At 43.9% G+C, this 23,114-nt stretch carries 19 protein-coding genes; 9 read left to right on the top strand and 10 right to left on the bottom strand.

From position 1 onward, the window contains the following. The first annotated feature begins 5 nt into the window (after positions 1 to 5). Positions 6 to 1,481: a Na+/H+ antiporter NhaC family protein gene (locus ACF8EG_RS18555; protein ID WP_021449153.1), complete on the top strand. Its 1,476-nt coding sequence runs from the start codon at positions 6 to 8 to the stop codon at positions 1,479 to 1,481. A 90-nt stretch (positions 1,482 to 1,571) separates the two neighbouring features. Here the strand turns inward: ACF8EG_RS18555 and ACF8EG_RS18550 are convergent, their stop codons facing one another. Then, positions 1,572 to 2,033 (bottom strand): hypothetical protein, encoded by a 462-nt coding sequence (locus tag ACF8EG_RS18550; RefSeq protein ID WP_069506893.1) that lies wholly within the window; start codon positions 2,031 to 2,033, stop codon positions 1,572 to 1,574. A 341-nt stretch (positions 2,034 to 2,374) separates the two neighbouring features. Here ACF8EG_RS18550 and ACF8EG_RS18545 point away from each other — a divergent pair, with 341 nt between their 5' ends. Both ACF8EG_RS18545 and ACF8EG_RS18540 read left to right on the top strand, forming a co-directional pair. After that, on the top strand, positions 2,375 to 2,821 hold the full coding sequence (locus tag ACF8EG_RS18545) for a DUF3291 domain-containing protein (RefSeq protein ID WP_069506891.1): 447 nt from the start codon (positions 2,375 to 2,377) through the stop codon (positions 2,819 to 2,821). 114 nt (positions 2,822 to 2,935) lie between these two features. Continuing rightward, positions 2,936 to 3,298: a VOC family protein gene (locus ACF8EG_RS18540; protein ID WP_025543188.1), complete on the top strand. Its 363-nt coding sequence runs from the start codon at positions 2,936 to 2,938 to the stop codon at positions 3,296 to 3,298. A gap of 217 nt (positions 3,299 to 3,515) precedes the next feature. Here ACF8EG_RS18540 and ACF8EG_RS18535 read toward each other — a convergent pair whose 3' ends face one another. The 8 genes from ACF8EG_RS18535 to aspT form a co-directional block, all read right to left on the bottom strand. Further along, on the bottom strand, positions 3,516 to 3,749 hold the full coding sequence (locus ACF8EG_RS18535; protein ID WP_031849978.1) for a hypothetical protein: 234 nt from the start codon (positions 3,747 to 3,749) through the stop codon (positions 3,516 to 3,518). A gap of 43 nt (positions 3,750 to 3,792) precedes the next feature. Then, positions 3,793 to 4,959 carry a BamA/TamA family outer membrane protein gene (locus ACF8EG_RS18530; RefSeq protein WP_069506890.1) on the bottom strand — a complete coding sequence of 389 codons (1,167 nt, stop codon included), beginning with the start codon at positions 4,957 to 4,959 and terminating at the stop codon, positions 3,793 to 3,795. Between the two features lie 253 nt (positions 4,960 to 5,212). Beyond that, positions 5,213 to 6,124, bottom strand: a complete 912-nt coding sequence (locus ACF8EG_RS18525) for a LysR family transcriptional regulator (protein ID WP_031849976.1) — start codon at positions 6,122 to 6,124, stop codon at positions 5,213 to 5,215. Positions 6,125 to 6,259: 135 nt separating this feature from the next. Further along, positions 6,260 to 6,688 carry a hypothetical protein gene (locus ACF8EG_RS18520; RefSeq protein ID WP_031854512.1) on the bottom strand — a complete coding sequence of 143 codons (429 nt, stop codon included), beginning with the start codon at positions 6,686 to 6,688 and terminating at the stop codon, positions 6,260 to 6,262. A gap of 17 nt (positions 6,689 to 6,705) precedes the next feature. After that, positions 6,706 to 7,875, bottom strand: coding sequence for a patatin-like phospholipase family protein (locus ACF8EG_RS18515; RefSeq protein WP_031854511.1), 1,170 nt, complete (start codon positions 7,873 to 7,875; stop codon positions 6,706 to 6,708). Between the two features lie 201 nt (positions 7,876 to 8,076). Next, complete coding sequence (gene pdxY / locus ACF8EG_RS18510) at positions 8,077 to 8,934, bottom strand: pyridoxal kinase PdxY (RefSeq protein WP_031849973.1); 858 nt, start codon at positions 8,932 to 8,934, stop codon at positions 8,077 to 8,079. A gap of 124 nt (positions 8,935 to 9,058) precedes the next feature. After that, on the bottom strand, positions 9,059 to 10,654 hold the full coding sequence (locus ACF8EG_RS18505; protein WP_043037624.1) for a bifunctional aspartate transaminase/aspartate 4-decarboxylase: 1,596 nt from the start codon (positions 10,652 to 10,654) through the stop codon (positions 9,059 to 9,061). Positions 10,655 to 10,749: 95 nt separating this feature from the next. Continuing rightward, positions 10,750 to 12,465 carry an aspartate-alanine antiporter gene (aspT, locus tag ACF8EG_RS18500; RefSeq protein ID WP_069506888.1) on the bottom strand — a complete coding sequence of 572 codons (1,716 nt, stop codon included), beginning with the start codon at positions 12,463 to 12,465 and terminating at the stop codon, positions 10,750 to 10,752. Between the two features lie 424 nt (positions 12,466 to 12,889). Here aspT and ACF8EG_RS18495 point away from each other — a divergent pair, with 424 nt between their 5' ends. The 6 genes from ACF8EG_RS18495 to ACF8EG_RS18470 all read left to right on the top strand — a co-directional run bounded on the left by ACF8EG_RS18495 (position 12,890) and on the right by ACF8EG_RS18470 (position 21,125). Beyond that, a complete protein-coding gene (locus tag ACF8EG_RS18495) occupies positions 12,890 to 13,102 on the top strand; it encodes a DUF1656 domain-containing protein (RefSeq protein ID WP_031849971.1) in 213 nt (70 codons plus the stop codon). A 10-nt stretch (positions 13,103 to 13,112) separates the two neighbouring features. After that, the gene (locus ACF8EG_RS18490; protein ID WP_017421514.1) at positions 13,113 to 13,973 is read left to right on the top strand and encodes an HlyD family secretion protein; all 861 of its coding nucleotides are present in this window, start codon (positions 13,113 to 13,115) and stop codon (positions 13,971 to 13,973) included. 13 nt (positions 13,974 to 13,986) lie between these two features. Then, entirely contained in the window at positions 13,987 to 15,342 is a 1,356-nt protein-coding gene (locus ACF8EG_RS18485) for an FUSC family protein (RefSeq protein ID WP_069506886.1), read from the top strand. A 302-nt stretch (positions 15,343 to 15,644) separates the two neighbouring features. Then, positions 15,645 to 17,297, top strand: a complete 1,653-nt coding sequence (locus ACF8EG_RS18480) for a hypothetical protein (RefSeq protein WP_069506884.1) — start codon at positions 15,645 to 15,647, stop codon at positions 17,295 to 17,297. A gap of 235 nt (positions 17,298 to 17,532) precedes the next feature. Further along, positions 17,533 to 19,572 (top strand): carboxylesterase family protein, encoded by a 2,040-nt coding sequence (locus ACF8EG_RS18475; protein ID WP_069506882.1) that lies wholly within the window; start codon positions 17,533 to 17,535, stop codon positions 19,570 to 19,572. Positions 19,573 to 19,673: 101 nt separating this feature from the next. Continuing rightward, positions 19,674 to 21,125: a phospholipase D family protein gene (locus tag ACF8EG_RS18470; protein ID WP_069506879.1), complete on the top strand. Its 1,452-nt coding sequence runs from the start codon at positions 19,674 to 19,676 to the stop codon at positions 21,123 to 21,125. A gap of 58 nt (positions 21,126 to 21,183) precedes the next feature. Here ACF8EG_RS18470 and ACF8EG_RS18465 read toward each other — a convergent pair whose 3' ends face one another. Then, positions 21,184 to 22,890, bottom strand: coding sequence for an autotransporter assembly complex family protein (locus tag ACF8EG_RS18465; protein ID WP_069506876.1), 1,707 nt, complete (start codon positions 22,888 to 22,890; stop codon positions 21,184 to 21,186). Positions 22,891 to 23,114: the final 224 nt, after the last annotated feature.

Raw genomic sequence — 23,114 nt, 5'->3', positions numbered from 1 at the left:
ACTTTATGACAACGCAAACCAAGGCGCTGGATGCGCCGCTTAAAATCAATACTCAACATATTATTGTTTCTTTAATCTCAGTTGCGACGTTTATCTTTTTTACCACTATCGGATTAAATCATGAGGAAGGCGAAGCCTACGGATGGATGAGCCTTCTGCCAACCGCGTTGGTTTTGGTCTTTGCCCTCACGACACACCGAACTGTGGAAGCCCTTTTTAGTGGCGCAATTGCTGGGGTACTTCTGCTCAATCCAACTGAAGCGGTCGAGCAAATTGTCGATATTTCGATGAGTGTGATGATGGATGAAACCATCGCATGGATCATCCTCGTATGTGGTTTGATGGGCGGTTTGATTGCCGTGTTGGAGAAAGGCGGCAGTATTTTGAGCTTCTCCGATATGCTTGTCACCAAGGTCAAAAGCCGCAAGCAATCGATGTTGATGACATTTGCTCTGGGTATCCTGATCTTTATTGATGACTACTTAAACGCAATTGCAATTTCATCATCGATGAAAAAAGTCACTGACGGCTACAAGATCTCTCGTGAAAAGCTCTCTTATCTAGTGGATTCAACCGCAGCGCCTATCTGTATTCTGGTGCCGATTTCCACTTGGGCCATCTTCTTTAGCTCGCTGCTAGAAGCAAACGGCGTCGCTGAAGCAGGCCAAGGTATTCAGACGTATATGCAAGCAATTCCTTACATGGCTTACGGCTGGGTAACTTTGGTGATTGTTCTGCTGGTTGCGATGGAAAAAATCCCTGACCTCGGCGCAATGAAAAAAGCAGAAGAGCGTGCGAAGAATGGTCAAGTTCGTCCAGACGGCGCAACCGATGTGGACTTTGGTTCTGAAGTTTCTGCGCACACCAATCCGACAATGGGTCTGATCAACTTCCTTTTACCGATGATCGTCCTCGTTGCTGCCAGCTGGTACTTTGGTATCGACCTACTGGCGGGGGTTTTCGTCGCACTGATCTTCACCATTAGCTTCTACGGCGCACAAAAACTGATTTCGATGAACGATATGTTCGAAGCTGTTTATGATGGCATTAAAGTCATGCTACTGCCGCTTGCAACCGTAATTGGCGGCTTCATGCTGAAATCCGTCAATGACTCGCTAGGTGTCACGCAATACGTGATTGAGACCGTAAGCCCTTACTTATCGGCGTCTTACTTCCCTGCGATTATCTTTATGATTACTGGTGCGTTGGTCTTTGCTACGGCATCTTCTTGGGGAACATTCGCGGTAGCGATGCCAATCGTTCTGCCTTTGGGTGAACAGCTTGGCGTGCCACTACACTTAACCGTTGCGGCTCTACTTTCGGCATCAGCGGCCGGTAGCCACTCTTGTTTCTTTAGTGACTCTACCGTGTTGTCTGCACAAGGCTCTGGTTGTACATCCATGCAACACGCGACGACACAGTTCCCTTATGCGCTGATTGGTATTGTTGCAACCGCGATTTTCTTCTTCATCATCGGTTAAGATTAGCCCTAAAAGCAAAAGCCCTGCTCACCAATGAGCAGGGCTTTTTAGTTTGCGAAACATCCAAAGCGGAAATAGACAGAACCTCAACTAAACCTGCACCGCTTTAATATGCTTGATGATACTGGCGTAAAGTAAGGCATACCAAACGATGAATGGCAGAACATCGACGGACGAGCTCACCACAATGCCATCCTCAGGCATCACCGTCATGTAGTAGGCAAACAAAAATACAGATATCGGAATCAATAACGTACAAAACCGCACTGACACAACAAAGCTGATACTAAAGTATCGCCCAAGGAAATCCGTACCATGTTCTGAACCATTGGCCTTATACGCCCAGTACGTACCAAACAAGACAATCAGAATATAAGACACAGATTCGACAGCATCCCATACATTTTGTGGTTCGAGTGGCGAGATGGAAATAAGCTCAATACCAATAGTCACAAACGCTATGCTTAAAAACATATACAAGAACTTATCTTTTTCCGACAGTTTGTTGGCTCGAACATCGTTCTTCAGACTTTGTACATCCCAAAAATACATAGCGACTCCTTTAAGTATTGCTCGTCTTGAACTGAACACGCCGAGTGATACTTGCGCAATTAATTCATAGTAACTCGAAATATAAATTAAAAATCAAATAGATAGTCAAATCGACTAAAAATACTCTCGCACAAATGGGATGGTTTGTCTCTAAGAAATCTCTCGTTATCGGTACCGTCTTGAACTCAACAAGACCAATGTACCAAACCGATTTTTACAATGTAATTGGCAGTCAAAATCACTAACTTTCTAATTTGCCTTTGAAGGAATAAGCAATACATTGCATTATAAGAAACCGCTTACCGCTATAGCACTAACTTACCGACCAAGGAGGGTCTGAAATGAAATTAGCACAGTTAAATATTGCGCTTGCCAAATATCCTCTGGATGCACCTGAAATTAGAGAATTTGTAGACAATTTAGACTTAGTTAATGGTATTGCTGAAGAGAGTGAAGGCTTTGTTTGGCGTTTAAAAGACGACTCCGGTGATGCCACCAGCATTAAATTGTTTGAAGACCCAAACATGATTGTAAACATGTCTGTCTGGGAAAGTACTGACGCACTCAAAAACTTTATGTTCCGTACTGACCATAGAGATTTCATGCGCCGAAAAAGCGAATGGTTTCATCGATTAACAGAAGATAGCTATGTTCTATGGTGGGTTGAAGATGACCATATACCAACACCACAAGAAGCTTTATTCCGCCTTCAACATTTACGCGATAACGGAGATACGCCCTTTGCTTTCACATTTAAAACTAACTTTACAGAAGCAGATCTTGCGTGAGCTATGCGCTGGTTAAATCGCTAAGTTGTATAAAGCACCGATATGACATGCCTCACCCCATCATTGGGGTTGTGCACTTCAAGGGAAATTGTAACTGACTCTAAAGGACAAAGAGTGATAGATCATTTTGAAATTAAGGTAGCGGCATTCGAAGAATGTCGTGCATTTTACATAAATGCGCTAGAGCCATTAGGCATTGAACTCAAATGGTCAGATGAAAATGCTGCTGGTTTCGGGCTTTCGAGCGAGCCAAATGTAAGATTTCTCATTGAAAAAGGTGTCAGTAATTCAACATGCCACATCGCTTTTTCTGCGTTAGACAAACGACAAGTTACAGCATTTCACGAAGCGGGGTTGTCTGCTGGAGGCAAATGTAACGGGAAACCTGGTTTACGAAGTCACTACGCTCCAAATTACTACGCAGCGTTTTTGATTGATCCCGAGGGTAATAATGTGGAATCCGTGGTGTACCTTTAGTACGCATACAACAAAGCGTTTATGAGTAACTTCCCAAGCTTGGGATTTTTACCAAATGGTTCTGGTGATTGAAGAGGCATGTAGTAGCAATAGTATTGCTTACCCCCTCTCCCCTCAGCAAGGCGTTATACGCCAATAGTAAATGAAGAAGCAGACCTTTCGGTGTTAACCACAAAAATTGAGACTGAAGAAGACCTTCAGAACGACTACAAGTAATCTATACAGGCTTAACCAAAACCGTCTCTGACAATACATAAATCTCTTCTAAGCGAGATTTTTCATTAATGTAACTTTCATTCTCTTTGAGATATGAAATACTTTTACTGACTTCACCTTGATAATAATCATCATCTTCAAATGTTGTGAAAACATTAGGGCCTTGTTCAAATAAATATGAGACTTCCTTTCTAAAAGGATGAAGTTCATTTCGTGGCGTTGATTGAATAACCACCGACTTGATAGACACCTTTTCGTTAGACTGACTCGGTGACTATTCAAAAGCCACTGCCTACATTGAAATAGATAGCACTTTCTTCATCACTCATCGCATAGTCCATACCTATGTGTAGACCATATCGACGAGCAATTTGATAACGAAAGCCTACGCCACCAGCATTAACTCGGCTGTCTTGTTCATCACCACTACGTTGGGCCGCTTGACCCGCGCCATAAAACCCACTCACTTTCCAACGATGATTAATGCTGTAAGTAAGTTGAGCTTGCAAGGTTTCGATTTCATCACCTTGGTAACGGTATGAAGAAACACCCCGCAGTACAACATACGGCTTTGCAGTCGGTGACACCATAGAATCTTTCTGCTCAAAATATTGGTAGTTGCCAGCCAAACCTAACGTCCATTTTTCCGCAATCGGGAGGTAGGCTTCTGCATCAAGGTTAAAAGTACGATAATTATAATCACTGCCTAAAGCATCATCATAAATCATATAGTCAGCAGTCACTTTATACCCTTTGCTAGGGTAAAAGAGATTATCGCGAGTATCGTATTCAGCGAGCACACCTAATCCAGACGTTACAGCTTCACTTCCAAGGGTAAGTTGCATGACCTTATCTATCAGCTTGCTATCCGATTCCACTTTAGACTTCGCCAACATTTGTTTTACACCAAGCATTAATGGCGTATCGGCAATGCGAAATTGCACTTTTTGAGCCAGCACTGCGACCGATGTTTTGGTTCCAAATTTGATTTCCTTATCAATCGGGCCAAAGGAGATGTGTTTATACAAATCCAAGTTAGCCACCCCAACACCACCACCGCCTACATAGCGAATAGAATCATTAAGCCAAGAGCGTCGGTGCCCACCAAACGCAAACCAAGTACCATTCTCAGTACCTAATGCGCCTGCGACAGTCATTGCACTCGGCACGAGCTGCGCTCCTCCATCTATTGCTGATAACGCCGCTTGTTTTCTTTTGTTTTTCTCTTCTTGCGTTTCATGCAAAAACAAACCAGCGACACCACCTCCATATCCGATAGCTGGCTCGGTAATTAGGATAGGTACTGGTAAAAAACCATGAGCATTCTCTGCAATGTGATGCCCCATATCGAACTGTCCATCAACCGGATCGTAGAAAGAGGCAAGTGACGAGCATGATAACAATGCAGAAAGAGAAATAAGCGCCCCGCTGTATCGGCGATTCATAAAGTTAACCCTCAGATAAAAAAAGCCGGGTAACTAAACCCGGCTGAAAAATCTGCTTCCGTGCAGCGGTCATATGGTAAAAACACTTTTTGCTCTGGGCTTCCCCATAGAGCGAGACTAGAATAAGCCAAAAAAGGAATACCTCACACTCCTATATAGAGGGTGTAATCCATCAAAACTCGAACTTAAAGTTAACTGAAACGAAAACAAGGCTCTAATTGAACCTTGTTAAAAAATTGGATGAGTCTTTGAGTTAACGACGGAGACCGTCTTCAAATCGCTTGCGATAATTGTTTATCACGGTGATTAACGACTTTTTTATATCAACAATTTGTTTGGAATGTGGACACCAAAGCGCGAAGCCAAACTTGAAGCCCTCTAGCATCTCATCGGCTTCGACTGGCTCAATGGCGTGACTGGCAAACTCAGTGTTTGCTAATGTTTTAGGAAGTAGCGCCCAACCCAAACCAGCTTCTACCATCTTTATCACCAGAGCAAGTTGATCGACTGCTTCATTGTCTGAGCTGTAAATGATTTTCTCTGCCATGCCTTCTTCAATAAAAGATCGCAATACAAATTGCTTGCTGTTTTTCAGAGCCACCAGGACTGCACTTTTCTCCAACCTAGAGAGCTCTCCACCTTTTTGAACAAAAGGAAAAAACTCGAAATGCCCAAGGAAGGTACCATCAAAGCTATACATCGCCTGACGGTCATGCACATTAACGATACCAAAATGGTATTCGCCACTATCTATGCCTCTTTTGATGTCCTGTTTATTCCTAACAAAAAAGTTCACGCGCATTAACGGAAAATCGCGAAGCAATTGCTGGCGGATTTCAACCAAAGCGCGATGAGGAATCACACTAGAATAAGCGATGTTGACGCTTTCTAATCCACCATAAGAGAGGCTTAGCGCCAATTTATCGAAAGTACGCGCTTGCTCGATGGTTAATTTAGCATAGTGGTAAAGAAGGTGACCATCTTCTGTTGGCTCTACCGAACGCCCTACTCGTTCAAATAAGTTGACCGCAAGTTGGTCTTCAAGGTTGGTAATCACCTGCCCTATCGTGGTTCGGTGCTTATTGAGTTTGATCGCAGCTTTACTAAACGAGAGTTGTTCATAAACGGTCACGAACGCGAGAAGTTGTTCAAAACTAAAGTTCATAGGTTGCGCTTCCTTTCTAGAGTTATTTAATTAAAAATATAATAACATTACTATTTGGTAACAATAGCAAACTATGTTTAAACTCTTTCTCGTCGACATAAAAAAACCTACTAAAATTAGTAGGTTTTCTCCATCTTAGTTGTACTCAACAACGCGAGCTAAATAGTTAAATTCACCAGAGTCACCATGGTAATCGCGGTAGACATCGACACTAAAATACTTAGGTTGATCAGCTTGAATGTGGTCAACGATCTTCTGTTCTAGTGACGCCAACGTCTCACCGGTTTTCGAATACACAAACTGCTTATTCACTTTTTCCAATTTGCGTTGCTTCGCTTGTTTGTGTGACACATAATTGTTGATCTCTTCCCATTTGCCGACGTACTCGACCGCAACGTAACTCGAGTCCTCATCAATCATGATAAAGGCAGCACCTTCTTCTTTGATTGCAGAGAGTTGCTGCATGTCACTATCCACTTTTTGCTGATCAAGATGGGCGCCACCTTTTGCAAATGCAGTAGCGGAAGCAGTAAGCATCATTAGTGTTATAACGGCTTTTTTCATTATGTTGTTTTCCTGTATTAAGGGAGTTCAGTCACCCAAAGTTGTCCCTGAGTGGCTTTTTTGAATCCATATTCGTAAATTGTCAGCAAGTAGTGTGAGTCGAACATATCTTTCGTCACTTTTGCGTATCCGAAATCTTGGTCGATATAGGTAAACTGCATCTCAATATCGTTGTTTTCACTGATGTATTTCATGCGATACAAATCACCACGTGCTTGCGCTAACGTAAGGCTTGAGACGCTTTTCGATACCAGGTCAAAACCTTTGTCTTTTAATGGTCGATAAGCGGCTTTCAGTTCGCCGTTCCGAATCACATCCAGCTGCGGCGCCTTTTCTAACCCCAATGCCTCCGAGATTTGGTGGTAGTTAAAGTTAGACGGATTAAAGAACACTTGAGCCGCGAGACCACCGTCTACGTGCAACTCTTCTAATGTTTCTTCTCCATACTCAACATCGATAAATTGCGGAGGGAAGACACCTGGAATCGATGCACTCGCTGCAAGCACTTTGTATATCAATTCAGATTTGTCCGCTAAGTCACTATTCGCAATAGCGCCAATGTTCCAAATCACCAATTCGCCTGAATCAAAATGGGTACTGCCGATAAAGAGGCGTTTACCATTGCGGTGTTGCTGCGCCATCGCCTCGATCATGGGCTCAGGGTAAGCGTCTGCGATGAAATCATAGAGGTTCTCACCATCGGTAAACGCGTCCTTAAACAGGGTATTTAAGAAGTTCTTTTTACCCAAAACGTTTTTATCGTTGATGTTGAGCATCACCTCTTTCATCTTTGGCATCGCTTCGCCACCGGTGAAAACAAACGGGGCAATCAAGGCTCCCGCACTGATCCCCGTGATGATGGCGTAATCTTTCAGTTCACCTTTCTCTTGTAAGCCCATCAAAACACCTGCACCGTATGCACCATTTACGCCGCCACCTGACAACGCCAAAATATTGAGTTGGTCACCCGTCACTTTTATCGGTGTGGTTTTGTTATGCGCCGAATAGAGAAAATCGGGCGCCTCATTGGCCCACATTCGAAGTGGTTCTTTCGGTGTTGAATTTGCGATTTCAACATCTTTATAGTTGGTCTGAGAAACGCGCACATCCAGCGTATGGGGTGAACTGCACGCCGCTACCAATAGCGAGAGCGCAACAGTCACACCAGAGGAAATTAAACGATTCATAATTATTCTCATTTAATGTCTCTGGTGCATGACCAGAGACTCAGTTGGAAATTAATGGGGTCAAAATGAAGTCCGTTTCGTTGTATGAGGGTACTATAGCCAAGCGCATTGAATAACCGTAATCGCGGATGTAGGATGCTATCCATCAATGCAATGATGGCTAGTTTCTATAGCGTTTAACTAAACTCCTAAGCTGTTGCGCTAAGCAATTTTGACGATATTGAACTCATGAGTCGGCTCGACAAATTCATATTGAGCGTTGATCGTCTGCAGTTCCCATGCGTTATATTCTTTAGTGACTTCTAATACACCATAAACTGCATTGTGAGCGTGACGAAATGACGTAACTGGAGACATATTCTTCACCAAACAAGCAGTAAAAATGGCGGAAATCAAATCCCCGACACCGACCGGTTGCAAATCAAAGTCGATGCTTGGACGCTGGGCCAAATAACATGCTTTCGGCATCGCTAGAATCATACTGAAAGCATCATCCGCTAATGCATGAAGGTGTTTCACCAGCACCATTTTCGGTCCCAGATCCAAAGCTTTTTTACAAGCGGTGACCGCATCATAAATTGAGTCTATTTTGACGCCTGTCAACTCACTCAATTCAAACTGGTTTGGAATTATTACATCGGCGATGGGCAACAAGTGTTGTCTGATAGCCTCTTTGACACCATCTTCTACAATACAGCCTTTATCTGGGTCCCCCATAACAGGATCGCACACATAGAGTGCGCTGTGGTTACGGTCCTTTACCAAACTTACCGCTTCGGCGACAGCGCGGCATTGGTCGGCACTGCCTTGATAACCGGACAATATCGCACCACATTCACTGAGCTTTTCAATGTTGTCTAAACCACGCATTAATGAACGAATATCGTCAGAACCAAATTTTTGTCCCGTCCAACCTTGTTGATATTGTGTGTGATTAGAGAACTGAACCGTATGAATTGGCCATACCTCAAGCCCCATTCTTTGCATTGGGAAGACAGCGGAGCTATTACCAGCGTGGCCATAGACCACATGAGATTGAATAGAAATAATACTTTTCATAAGTCACTCTTAGTTGGGAAGTTAGTTAGCTTGGCGACTAAATAAACACAATGCCGCGCACTGTGCTTATTTGGTCGGAATAGCCTCGACAATGCCGAGGCTTATTCTTATTGGGCTAGATTAATTAGCCTTGGAACTCGGCAAAGTACTCATCCAACACTTTGCGCGTTGCACGACCAATGAGCTCGTATTCGTGGTGAGTAAGGTTAGCCAGGGATACTCGAACAGAAGCGTGTACCACATCGAAACCTTTGCCCGGAAGTAAGATAACGCCGGTTTCATGTGCAAGGCGGAAAAGGAAATCTTTGCCCTTTTCACTCGCTTTGAACCATTCAACGAAGACGGGTCCGTACAATTTACCGCCCAGAGTATCGAGCTCAAGCAGTGTGTAGTAGTCCACACGATCTTTGTTTTCTTCAATTTCTACACCCATGTTTTTGTACAGGGTTTTGTAACGCTCGCGGATGATGCGTTTGCATGCTGCTTTGTAGTTTTGCTCTGAGTCCATTAGGCAGTTCAGAGCGAACAGTGCCATTTGAACTTGTTGAGGAAGCGACAAACCTGCCGTGTGGTTAAGTGCAACGCTGCGGCTATCGGCTACGATACGGTCAATAAACTTGATTTCACGAGGTTCCGGAGTTAGCGTTTTGTAACGATCGTCCAACTCAAGTTGACGCGCTTCTGGAAGGCTACGCATTGCGTCGTCAAACACGTTGTTGTGCTGAATCGCAATCGAGCCTAAGCGCCAGCCTGTTGCACCGAAGTATTTAGAGAACGAGTATACACAAAGCGTGTTGTATGGCAGTTTCGCAAACAGTGATACAAAATCGTCTGCAAACGTGCCGTATACGTCATCAGTAATGATGAATAAATCACTGCGTTGCTCATTGACGAAGTTCGTTAAGTTATCTAGCGTCTCATCCGAGAATTTTACTGATGCTGGGTTCGCAGGGTTAACGACACAAAGCAGTTTGATGTCTGTATCCGCCAGTTTCTGGATTTCAGACATTGGTAGTTGCCATGTTGTCTCATCAAGGCGCAACTCAACAACCTCCAATTCATATTCAGAAAGCTCCGGGATCTCTAAATAAGGAGTAAAGATTGGCGTGATCAAAGCAACTTTATCGCCTTTTTTGATTAGACCGTTGTTAAACATCGTTTGGAACGTGTAAGTCATTGATGCGGTGCCACCTTCCGTTGCAAACAGATCGAAATCTGTTGTGATCGGCATAGGACCATACATTTCTTCTGCGATGTACTGCTTCACGACGGTTTCAATGTTTGTCAGCATGCGAGGTGGCACTGGGTAGTTACATGCTAGGTATGCGTTAACCAGTTCATTCAAGAATGCTTGCTTCTGTAGACCTAGACGGTCTTTCGCGTAGCTCAGCGATTTTTCGATAAACTGCACACCTTGATCTTGCTTATTATTGCTCGCGAACGTGTCAAAACGTTCAACGATACCCATTCCATCTGGAATGCCACCAAAGCCACCATCAAGGTATGAATAGGTACGCTCTGCTTCCATCACCGCAAATTCACCTAAACGAATGAATGCTTTACGTGGTAGTGTCGCTAAAAAATTTGGGTTACCACGACCTGCATCTAATAAAATGCGGTCAGGAACAGTTTGTGCCACTTCAATGAGTTTGTCTTTTAATTCAAATGGGCTTAAATCTGCAAACTTTGAAAAATCAATCGTTGTATTTTGCGTAGTCATAATATTTACCTTAATCTTTTATTTACTGAAATTTGGATAATACTTCCCCTATCGCCTAATTAATTAGGCGATAAGATTTTTCTAATTTATTTAAATCACATGCCTGCGTTTAAAGTAATAATGCCGACAATAATTGGTCCCCATAGGGTGAGCAGTACATTGGCTACTGCATAAGTCACGGTGAATGAGAATACCGGTGTTGCGTTACCTGTTTTTTCCATTAAAGCAGCGAATGCTGGGTTCGCACTTCGTCCACCCGTAACGCAGCCAAGCGCTTCAACTGGGTTCTTAATCTTCAATACAAAATATGAGAAGAAGAACGAAATAATCTGAGGGATAATCGTCACGGCCATGCCAAGGAACAACAGGGACATACCGTGTTCTTTAATGGTATCGGCCGCTTGAGGGCCAGCCTCAAGGCCTACAATGCCCACAAATGCTGCCAAACCGAAATCTCGAATAAAGTTCGCGGCGCCCACAGGGAACTGAGCAACGTGTGGATTACGGCTGCGTAACCAACCAACAATCAATCCAGAGATCAAGCAACCTGCACCAGAACCAATCGTGACGGGGATACCGGCAATCTTAAAGCTGATAAGACCAATAAGCAGACCAAGCACCATACCCATACCAAGGACAACGAAGTCCGTCATGGTTGAAGATCCCATGCGTTGACCGATGTTTTTCTCAACGCGATTGATGTCTTTTGCAGTACCCGTAAGCTGAATGACGTCGTTTTTCTTCACCACAAGGTCCGGTGTCATTTCGATTGAACGGCCTTCACGAATATAATCCGTCACATAGATACCACGCATGGAACCTTGATTTGATGCCTCTTTGATCTCTTGCAGTGACTTACCAATCAGTTTGCGGTTGTCAGCAATCAATTGGCGGTTTTCTTCAATAACTTCATAGCCTTCTGGTAGCACAATCTCGTTGTCTGCCAAACCATCTTGCAACTGATGTACCGCATTGCGACGACCAGTGACAACAATGACGTCGCCTTCTTTCAGCGCGGTGTATTTATCCGCCTCTAGCACTTTGCCATCGCGTTGAATTAACTCAATACAAGCAGCCAACGATTGTTGGTTTAGCTGAGCTAAGGTTTTACCTGCTAGCCCGCCATCTTTGCTCACCTTAAATGCTCGTGTAACCAATGCCGTTACTGCATTGAATTCACCCGGTGCTAGCTCGTGCTTGCCATTCGAGTTTTTCTCCTCTAGAGCAATCGCCTCTGCTCGGATATCCCACTTCATCAATGTTGGGAACACCCACGTCACCATAAGAATTGGACCAAGCGAACCAAAGATATATGTGACTGCGTAGCCCACTGCAACATTGGTCTGCATTAAGTGCTTCGCTTCTTCTGTCACGCCGCCAAGACGTGCGATCGCATCACCCGCGGTACCTATGATTGCCGATTGAGTCAAACCACCCGCTGCTAGACCTGCTGCCGTGCCTCTATCTAGGTCGAACATCCAAGCTGCTGCTAATACACAAAGCAGGCCAGAAACCGTCATCACAACAGCAGAAAGTAGAATGTTGATAGTTCTAAAGTTCAATGCTTTGAAGAACTGCGCACCACCCTGATACCCTACTGCGTAAATAAAGAGCGCAAAGAAAATGCTTTTTACGCCGGGATCAATATGAACACCAAATTGCCCAATAATTACACCCATTAATAATGTTCCGGCAACACCGCCAAGAACAAATCGACCAATGGTAATTTTACCTACCATATAACCGAGAGAGAGCGTAATAAAGAGAGCAACAAATGGTGCCATGTCAAAAAGGTTAGAAATAATTTCCATGACAATTTACTCTTATTAAAAATAGAAAAACAAAATAATCTAACGAATAATCTTTCACTCATATTTGTTTGATCATTTAATTTAAAAAGCATCTCGTTTGCTTCGAAGCGAATATTAGGAACAAAAACTCACAACTCGTAATCCTATTTGAAGGATGAAACCATCACTTCGCATATTCAAAAGCAAGCATTGAGAAATAACTATCGAAAATTTAATGACTTAGTGGTCTGTAATGAACATCAGATAAATCGAAAAATAATTTTATTTTTATTTTCTCTGTCCAAAAAACTGTTTGGTTACACTATTCACTCCATATAGCACATAACACCTTTCGTTTGATGGATTAGGCCCTACAAATGCGATTATCACCGCCATCATCATTTGCCTTATCTTTCCATTCATCAAGTTAATAGAGAAAAACACCATGAACTCAATGCCACATGAACTCGTGTGGGGCGAAGTCTACTTCCCACCCTTGTTGCTGGTTATCACATTGGCTTATATGCTCACCATTTTGGTTGGAACCGTTGCGACAAAACTGGGGTTCCATAAATACGTTGCATTTCCTGCACTCGCTGAGCTAAGCCTAATTGTGATTTTTACTGGCGTTATTGGTCAATTCATTACCATCTTTTGAGGCAAATCCCGTGATTAAACGTTATCTCATCACTTTGTTATTACTGTGTTCCGCTGGCACTGTGATTTTCAGCTACTACCAATCATACACAAACAACCCTTGGACTAGAGATGGTCAAGTCAGCGCGCACATCGTTTCAATAACACCCCGTGTAACAGGACAAGTCATTAACGTGTATGTCGAAGACAACTCGCAAGTGAAGCAAGGTGATTTACTGTTTGAGATCGACCCTAGCATCTATAAAGCGGCATACCACAAAGCGTTGGCAACTCAAAAGCAAGCTGTGGCTCTGTTAGCAAAAGCAAATAACGAAGAAAAGCGCGCACTCGAGTTAGAAAAACGCACGCCAGGCGCTGTTCCGGTACTGACATTGAATAACCTAAACAATGCGGTAGAAACGGCGGTCGCCAACGTAGAACTCGCGAAAGCCAATATTGAAGAAGCGAAGTTGAACCTCGATTACACCAAAATTTATGCGCCAACCAACGGTTACATCACTAATTTGAACTTACGAGTAGGCTCTCAAGTTGTGGCAAACTCTCCGATTGTTGCTTTAATAGATGAAGACAGTTTCTGGGTAGAAGGTTACTTCAAAGAAACGGATCTGGTTGGCGTCAATCCTGAAGACACCGCTTATGTAACTTTGATGATGCACAGCGATGTGCAACTGAAAGGTGAAATCAAAAGTATTGGCTACGGTATTGCGAAGCAAGATGGCAGCACAGGCAACGACCTTCTGCCTAATGTCAATCCGAACTTCCAGTGGATTCGTTTGGCTCAACGTATTCCCATCAAAGTAAAACTGGATGAACTGCCAGACGATCTACAACTTCGTGTGGGTATGACTGCTTCTATTAAAATCATTAAGTAACTAGGTGATTGTTATGTTCAACACCTCAACCAAAGAAGCGATCAAAGCTGCGCTATCCATTGTTGTCGCAATCTCCCTTGCCTTCTGGTTTCAATGGGAGAAACCTTATTGGGCAGCCATCTCTGTCGGGGTAATGGCGTTGAATGAAAGCTTCGCTCACTCGATAAACAAAGGCCATAACAGGTTGCGTGGAACCTTGTTGGGCACCGGTTATGCCTTTTTCCTAATCGCAATGTTCTCTCAAGACCGTTTTTTGTTTCTCACCTTTTTCACTTTGTTTCTAGGTGTGTGCATTTATATGTCGAGTGACAAAAAATATGGTGATGTGTTTACCGTCGGTTTTTCAGTGTGTTCGATCATCGCCTGTATGGGGGGATTTGATAACCAAGCAACATTCCACTTCGCTGTACTGCGCATGCAGGAAACCATTCTTGGCGTAATATCCTTCTCTGTGGTGTACCGTTTAGTATGGCCAATTAACACCGAGCAGAACTTCATTCACCGCTTTGAGGCAAGCCGTGAGATTTTGCTTAACGCCATGAAAACGCCCAATCAAATTGATATCAAAGCACTGGAAACCAACACCGCTAACATAGAGAAATTGTTCCAACTGCTCAGCTTACCACTTACTGGTGCCTACTACTTGAAAGAGCATCGTCAATTATGGCGCCTACGCTTAAGTGAAATGGCTCAGATCCAAGAGAGACTCCTTGAACAAGTGGAAAAACAGCAACGAAGTAAGATCGATTGGCCAACTCTTGCTCAGCAACTTCAATGCTTTGATATGGCCAAGCCTAGTACGTCCTTAATCGGTCAAGCACCTTTTGTTGTAAAGACAGATAGAGACTCCATGTGGCATCATGATCACCGTACTTTCATACAGCATTGGCATGAAGATGGCAGAAAGGTACTGCAAGGTATCTCCATGTTCGTCACATCATTATTGATCTGGATTTATCTTCCGGTTCCCGGCGGGTTCATATTCCCGATGATGGCTGGCATATTCTCGTCACTCGTCCCTACCATGCCACCAAGCATTATTAAGGATGCTTTTTTTGGTGTAATAGGCACTGGCACAGTGATTCTTCTGCAATACATTTTCTTAATGCCAATGATGACCGAGCTATGGCAACTTGGACTGTTCTACTTCATCAACATCATCGTAATTTGGAAAATTTTTGCGACACCAAAGCTGATGGTGCACAGAATTTTAGGCGTTAATTTACTGGTTGTTTTGACATCGGGTGCACTCAACTTAACCCCTGTATATCGTATCGAAACACCTTTGCTGATGCTGGTAAACATTCTGATCATTTTGATGATTGCCAAGGTATTTACTGATCTGTTCCGTGCTCGCGTTATCGCCTAAAAATCGTCTCTGTTTTTAACACTAAAGCCCTGCATAGCTTCTGCTCTGCGGGGCGTTTTGTTTTTTCGCTGGGCTCGATTCCTACCTCACCCATAAAGCGAGGATACTATCCATCAAAAGCGATTAACGGGATTTCTCTGCTCCTCATAAAATCCTCTCATTGATTAACGAAATGCAATTAAAAACACTGCATTCACAACATCAATCACAGCAAACGCATCTATCTAACTGAACAAGATGTTCAGTGACACATTAACTGTCTGAGTCTCAAAGGTTTGAGGCTATTCAGAGTGGAAATCGTCATGAGTTTTTTTGAAATACGCGCTAGCAAGACATCTTCTCTTACTGTGCTAGCGAGCGCACTAATGCTTACTACCCCCACTTTTAGCTTCGCCGCAGAAGAGACAACTTATCGTAAAGTTATGGAACAAGGTCGCGAGCTATTCGACAAATACGGTATCAGCCGTGATCTACCGAAACTGGCCATCAGTTCTCTAGCACAAGGTGAACACTTGGTTGAGCATGTTCACCGAACCGTTCAAATCGGCAACGAGGCACGTGACTCTTCGGTGTTTCTTGTAAAGAACACAGACAGCAAGGGCAATATCGATCTACGCATCAAATACAACCCTAAGGAGCTCGATAAGAACGAAAAAGTGCTCGATGAAATCGAAGCCTTCACGCGTACAGAATATCGTCTACGCAACTACGCAGAGAGCTTTGATTCTTCATCGGTACGAGCAAAAGAAGATCAAAACGGCAATGTCATTGTCAGCTTCAACTACTCAAAATATGGGCTTCCACAAGACATCGCCTATTTTCGTTTCTTAAGCGTCAATATCGAACTCGTCAACGGTGAACCAAAACGCATGCTCATCACTAACGACAAGCCGTTCACACACCACAAGTACAAGGTGGATACGTACCATCAAGAAATCCGCTTTCAAAAGCTGGATTCTGGCAAAGTTGTGATTGCGAGCAAACACACTGAAATCGTTGGCTCAAGCAAAAAGAAACCGCTCAAAGTGGTCAGCACTCTTAAGCCTGTTGCCATCTATGAGGATGACATTGGTGTGCAAGTGTTGGATGAGAAACGCTTGAATGAAGTTTCTGACCCACGCATGCAAGAAGCCAGTGTAAAACTTGATCGTATCTTCCCGTTAATGGGCGATATGGTACGCCGTCAAGGTATCGATTTGCCTCTGCCGTTTGGCGTGTCGATGGCTTACCGTAACCAGAATATGAACATCCCTTTTAACGATTTCGTTATTGATGGCGTACGTTTGAACGACCTATTCGATCCAGAAGACACTGTTGGTATTGTAAACGCAGAGAGTTTCAGTATTCGTGGTGACGTCAACATCCTTCCTTTTTGGAATGTGTTCGGTTATGTGGGCAAAATCAATGTCGATGCGAACGTGGATGCTGCTTACACAGGCGAAGGTGGCCAGTATCTAAAAGACAAGCTTAATGATCGTCTACCAGGCTTGGGGGATAAGTTCTGCGATGGATTGTCTGCTCTATGTAATCGCGGACGAGTCAATGTGCCGATTCATCTTGAGTACGACTTGCGCGGTGTTGGTACAACGTTATCAGTTGGTTACAAAGAATTCTTTGCTTCCGTCACCGGTACTTACTCCCAAACGCGTTTAAAAGGCGTAGATGATTGGAGTGACGGCATTGTCACGGTTCAGCCAATGCTTGGCTATCAGTTGGTCGACTACCGAACTCAGTTCTTTGTGGGTGCTGAATACCAAGGTTTGGACTCTCGTATGGATGGCCGAGTAAAAACCGGTGATATCGAGTTCGATTACGACATAGGTGTCGAGCTTGACGAGTGGGCATTCCTGGCAGGTTTCAATAAGCAAATAGGTAAGAACTACAACTTGACCATGCTTTACAACAAAGGCGAAACACGTGACTCACTGACCTTGAACTTGGGTTATCGCTTCTAATCGCACAAAGAAATAACACACAAAGAAACAACACACATTGGTAGGCCATTGGATGGTAGGACTGCATCCTACAAAGGCGATTATTGAACTTGTCATCAATGCCCTACCATTTGAGCCATCAATACAACAAGCCATCCAACCATTCACAGATGAATACCAAAGCGTTAGGACGTCGCTTGTTCGATGCCGTTTAACATTTTCGGTGCACGCACCAAATGACTTTTTGGACATAACAATGACTTTACTCAATCGCTCAACTTTAGCCATTACCATCACTCTTGCCTTAGCAGCCTGTAATGATGATTCAAGTAAACCTAGCGTTCCTTACAATCCGCAGCCATTACAACCGTTACCACCAGAGCAAATTACCTTGGAAATTGGCGATGCAACCATTCAAGCGACTAAAGAGTCTCTTGTCATCACGCCTCTTGATGCAGGTGAAAAACTGGCAGCAGTAGAAGCGTTCAAAGGTATCCAGTTTGCGCAAGCAGACCGCTTTCAACACAGTATTGTCGCACCGCTTGAAGGCAACATTGATGCAACTCAGTTCGGTGATGCGTGTCCTCAGTTAAAAACCACGTTCCAAACACAATCAGAAGATTGCTTGAACCTGAACATTTGGCGCCCAGCCGGGACAGAAGCATATGCAGATTTACCTGTTTATGTCTTTATTCATGGTGGAGACTTTGAACACGGCGCGGGCTCAGAACCGTTGATTCACGGTGATATGGTGGTTGCACAAGGTGCAGACGATGGTAACCCGTTTATTGCTGTTACTTTTAACTATCGTTTGGGCTTGTTGGGCAGTGTTTGGGTCGATGGTTTGGACAACCCAGAAGGTGGTAACTTTGGTCTAGGCGATCAAAAACACGCGCTTGAATGGGTTCAGCAAAACATAGCGGCATTTGGCGGTAATCCGCAAAACGTGACACTTATGGGTCAAGGGGCAGGTGCAATGTCGGTAGGTATTTTGCAGCAATCAAAAGGCGATGCTGCAATCGCTGGTGAGCACTTTCAACGTGCCATCATGCAAAGCAACGCTTACGGCTTTGAGTACAAAAGTTACGATGTTGCCAAGAGCCAACGACCAGAGCAAAGCGTTGAAGATCTTGCATTAGTACCACTTGATGAGGTCATGAAGGTTCAGAGCGACATGCTTGACCCTATTCAACGCCTTAAGAACTGGGTACTGACCGCTGCGAATATTCCGGTTATAAGTCCAACACGAGACAACAGCCCATTAGCCACGTTGATGCCATTTGCTCCTTACATCGAGCACCGCCCACCGGCGTTTCTAGTGAAAGAAGTGCCAGGCCATCACTTTATTGAACAAGCCATTGAGAATGATTGGATCGTACCGACTGTAATTGGCTCAAACAGCGCAGAAAGCAATACTCTGGGCATGCTGCCGAGCCTGACTTTTTTGATCCCTACTATCCTTGAAATCTTGAGCCAAGAAGCGCCAGAAATCATTGAAAGTGGCGATGAGACCTTAATTGTCGAATCCATAGTGGAGTGGCTAGAATCGGAAACAAATCTGAATCGCTTACGCGCGGAATATCGTTCACTACTCAGCGATTCGGCATCGGTTGAACTCGATCTTTCTGACTTATTGGAACTGCTGCCGAGTACAGCATATGAGGCGATGACCAAGTTATTCTTCGGTTTGGGGAACTCTGATTCGACCACTGAGTTACTTGCTCTGGCTGACTTCTTCCCCAACGATGAACGCGAACTGAATGGTGCGGCCAAAAACATGCAGCAATTCAAAACTGTGTTGCATGATTTGCTCTTCACGGGTCCAAATCGTCATAAGGTCTCACGTGAAGAAGCAACAGGAGCGACACCAAGCTTCTACTACTTTGACTACACACCTGGATTCAACGTATGGACTTACAACACCACAGGTGAAAATGGCGATCTCGATGTTGGCGATTTACTTAAGAGCATCAGTTGTATTGTGGCCGCTTGCAATGCATCGGAACTACCATTTGTATTTAACAAAGCATTTAAGCTTGATGGCTCAAGTGTTCGACCAGGCAGCAAAGACAAAGCGATGATGAACAAACTCTCTCGCGTGTGGTTTAGCGAACGTCTATTTGAGGACTTCCAATACAACACCGCGACTGACCGAGTATTGCTGATCGATAACGATGGCGGTATTCAATCCACACAAGACTGGGACAATGCTCATCACTCAGGCATCGATCCGAAACTGCGCCAAGGACGCCTCAACGGTCTCGAGGAACTTGGGCTGATTCTTAGTCACATGTAACGTCATCCTCAGTCACTAAAAACTCATTACCAAATGTCTAAAAGCCAGTTCGCTGGCTTTTTTCATCCTTATTCCTTGAACATAATTAGGAAGGTTTACTCATGTTTCCTAACGCCCTTCGTGCTCTGCTGATCTTTACCTTCAGCGCGCTATTGGTCGGCTGTGCCCAGCCTTACCCTGAAGTTGAACCGGATTTTGAAGCCAATTGGCAAACTACTCAGCATCAAGCCGATGTTTACTTAATTCCTACCGCTCCAGAAGCCTTTGCTCGTCGCGTTGAACTGGTTAGAAATGCTCAACAAAGCATCGATATGACCTACTTTTCTTGGGAAAGTGATACGCTTGGCTTGATGCTACTCAATGAGCTCAAACATGCAGCGGATCGAGGCGTGCAAGTTCGACTCACTCTCGATGATTTATTGGTGTTTAATGAGAAATGGCTTGCTGATCTCAGCGCTCACAACAACATTCAAATCCGTTTATTCAATCCGTTTGATTCACGTAAGTCAGGCTGGATTGGGCGCGCCATCAACTTCTCTACTCATCAACAACGTTTGGACAATCGTCTACACGAGAAGTATTTCAACGTCGACCATCAATGGATGATTCTAGGTGGACGCAACATTGGCAACGACTATTTTGGTTACAGCCGCAAAGCCAACTTCTTTGATATGGATGTGTTGTTTAAAGGCAGCATCATTCAAGCGTTCGATCAAAACTACCAACAGCTTTGGCACAGCAAGCATGTCACACCAATAGAAAATATCGTTAAAGTAAACCCAAACTATTCCGCGTTTGCCAAAGCAGTCAATAAAGAGGAGATAGACAGAAACATCATTCTGGCTGAAGTTGAAAAACAGGTTAAACAACTGACCAGCCCCAATTTCATCACTGCGCAAGTCACCCCTGTTTTCGATTCATTAAAAAAGTTAGAGAACAACAAGCCTTACTTTAGAAAGCGGGCAGAGCGCCAAGTTTGGCAACAAATAACTACAGCGAACAAAGCGGTGATTTCAACCCCTTACGTGGTACCAAGCAACCATGAGTTTACCTTTATTGATACCTTAATGGAGCAAAAAACGGACATCACTTTAATAACGAACTCCTCTGCTTCTAATGATTCTGGGTTTATTCCGGCTTATTACGAGGAGCACCGTCAAACGTTGTTGGATAAAGGCGTAAATATACTGGAGTACAAAAAACAAGCGAAAAATGACGACCACTACTTCCATGCGGATACTTATTATCACAACAAGACCGTGATACTCGATGATCGGCTGACTTATATAGGCTCATCAAACTTCGACCCGAGATCGGACTTCCTCAATGTGGAATTTGGTGTGTTGATCCAAAGCGAAACCTTTGCAGAACATGTCATGCACTACTTAACTCGACAACAAGATGAACTGTTTTGGCGAGTATCTCGAGATGAACAAGGCCAAACTCAGTGGCAATCAATGAATGAAACCCATACTAAGAATCCAAACTATGGTGGATGGCACAAAGCGCCTAACTGGATATTCAAGCAACTGAATGGTGAGTTCGAACTCTGAGCCATCAAACATAAAAAAGGCTCTCTATCTACATGGATGAGAGCCTTTTTTATGCCCGCTAAAACTGCGTGCCTAGTGAGAAGTGAACGCGGAATTGGTCTCCTTGAGGAGCATCTAAACCGTAAGCAAAATCCACTTTAACGGGCACGTATTTTGAGTTCCATATCAAACTCAACCCTGTTCCACTTTTCCAATCTACGCTATCGTTGAAGGCATCACCAACATCGTAAAATGCACCAAGCCATAGTTGGTGGTAGACCTGATATTGATATTCCAAACCAGCAGTAAACATGTAACGGGCACCCGTTAAATCGCCATTTTCATCTCTCGGAGAGATTGACTCATAACCATAACCACGAAGGTTGCCATCACCGCCCGCAAAGAAGCGTAATGATGAGGGGATATCGCTCAGAGCGTCAGCGACATTGATACCGACATTCGAACGAAAGTGAAACTTATGTTTTTCGCTGATATCCCAAGACAGCACACTGTTGCCTTCAATACGCAGCAAACGAGAATCCGAGAAAAAGTTCGGATCCGAGTATTCCAATGAGTAAACGTGACGGTGTTTTATTTCTAATTGATCATTCTTGCGATCAAGCAATGAAAACGTTACTCCCGGCAATAGCATCTGTGAGTCGTTATTTTCCGACGCTTGTTGATAACGCTCTTGCAAATAACGAACGTGCATCGTGCTTTGCCAATCACTGTCTAGCTGCCAATGCTTCTCAAACGACAAATCATTTGAAAAACTCGACGTATCTCGATAGTCGACATGCTTAGATTCAAACTGAATCCCGTAGTAATCCGTTAGAACATTTTGGGTGGGAATTTTGTAACCAAGTAATAGCGATTGTTCCGGTTTGGAAGCGTACGCTTGTGCCTCAAAACTATGTCCACGTTTGTTATACCAAGGTTTAGTCCAATTCAGCGAAGCACGTAATCCCAAGTCTGTCGAATACCCACCGCCGACTTGCACGATATTGCGTGAGTTTGGCTCTGCGAGCACTTCTATCGGCACCTCTTGGCCATCGGATATCTCTTCGAAATCCGCTTTCACAATCACACTGCGAAACCAATCCGTACTGGAGAGATCGGCCTGATATTGACTCAATTTCAAAGTGTCAAAATCGTCGCCCCGCTCAAATGTTCTCATCGCTTCTATTCGTGCCGTTTCGATACCCGATGTAAGAACAGACAACTCTCCAAATTGGTAACGAGGACCACTAGAGAAATACAGATTCACATGGGCTTGATTCAAGCTTGGAATGACTTCCAAAGACGATTCAATAAAACGCCCATCTAGATAACCTTTTTGCTGAGCCAATGAAATCAAGTTTCGCTTTAACGTATCGTACTCAGAATGAAGCAACGGCTGCCCTTGTTTAAGTTGAGCTTGATTGATTAGCTCGATAAAATCCTCATCATTGCTAGCCTCTCCAGACACGACGATATTAGATTTTGCCACCAACATCACCTCCCCAGCGTCGACATCAAGCGTGATGAGATCATTCTCCCCTCTCTGAACATTGAGCTCGGAATGATAGTAGCCATAAGGGTTCAATGCTAACCTAACCAACTTACTGAGCTGACTTACGGGAATGTCATTGGCTGAAGTATTCGCTAACGGCATGAGGTAATATTCCAGATTCCTCTCTAGCGGTTTGGATAAACCTTGAATAGTAAATTCTGCAGCCAATACGCCCCCAAAAGGTATGAAGACGAATATAGAAATTCCAACGAGTTTTTGGACGAGAGAAGCCACAAATCTGCCTTAGTGGGTTTGACACCCAACTAGGCTAATCGCACTCAAGAAATCGCGTTAATCGTGTATGTAGGATGAACTCCTACAAATTTAGATATAATGCTTAAAACTCACGTAGGAGTTACACCAGTTTTTTCAATCTAGTCCATGGATCGACATGAAACTGATCCGCACCAGCAGTTTTGGACACCGAGTTAAGTGAGTACAATCACTAACGAGGTGAA

This window comes from Vibrio sp. YQ_11 (assembly GCF_043103065.1).
GTDB lineage: Bacteria > Pseudomonadota > Gammaproteobacteria > Enterobacterales > Vibrionaceae > Vibrio > Vibrio parahaemolyticus.
This window is presented reverse-complemented; position numbering and strand designations above follow the sequence as displayed.

Coding starts and splice junctions, on each gene's coding strand:
- ACF8EG_RS18555 (WP_021449153.1), top strand. CDS start 6: ATGACAACGCAAACCAAGGCGCTGGATGCGCCGCTTAAAATCAATACT.
- ACF8EG_RS18550 (WP_069506893.1), bottom strand. CDS start 2,033: ATGTATTTTTGGGATGTACAAAGTCTGAAGAACGATGTTCGAGCCAAC.
- ACF8EG_RS18545 (WP_069506891.1), top strand. CDS start 2,375: ATGAAATTAGCACAGTTAAATATTGCGCTTGCCAAATATCCTCTGGAT.
- ACF8EG_RS18530 (WP_069506890.1), bottom strand. CDS start 4,959: ATGAATCGCCGATACAGCGGGGCGCTTATTTCTCTTTCTGCATTGTTA.
- ACF8EG_RS18525 (WP_031849976.1), bottom strand. CDS start 6,124: ATGAACTTTAGTTTTGAACAACTTCTCGCGTTCGTGACCGTTTATGAA.
- ACF8EG_RS18520 (WP_031854512.1), bottom strand. CDS start 6,688: ATGAAAAAAGCCGTTATAACACTAATGATGCTTACTGCTTCCGCTACT.
- ACF8EG_RS18515 (WP_031854511.1), bottom strand. CDS start 7,875: ATGAATCGTTTAATTTCCTCTGGTGTGACTGTTGCGCTCTCGCTATTG.
- pdxY (WP_031849973.1), bottom strand. CDS start 8,934: ATGAAAAGTATTATTTCTATTCAATCTCATGTGGTCTATGGCCACGCT.
- ACF8EG_RS18505 (WP_043037624.1), bottom strand. CDS start 10,654: ATGACTACGCAAAATACAACGATTGATTTTTCAAAGTTTGCAGATTTA.
- aspT (WP_069506888.1), bottom strand. CDS start 12,465: ATGGAAATTATTTCTAACCTTTTTGACATGGCACCATTTGTTGCTCTC.
- ACF8EG_RS18495 (WP_031849971.1), top strand. CDS start 12,890: ATGAACTCAATGCCACATGAACTCGTGTGGGGCGAAGTCTACTTCCCA.
- ACF8EG_RS18485 (WP_069506886.1), top strand. CDS start 13,987: ATGTTCAACACCTCAACCAAAGAAGCGATCAAAGCTGCGCTATCCATT.
- ACF8EG_RS18480 (WP_069506884.1), top strand. CDS start 15,645: ATGAGTTTTTTTGAAATACGCGCTAGCAAGACATCTTCTCTTACTGTG.
- ACF8EG_RS18475 (WP_069506882.1), top strand. CDS start 17,533: ATGACTTTACTCAATCGCTCAACTTTAGCCATTACCATCACTCTTGCC.
- ACF8EG_RS18470 (WP_069506879.1), top strand. CDS start 19,674: ATGTTTCCTAACGCCCTTCGTGCTCTGCTGATCTTTACCTTCAGCGCG.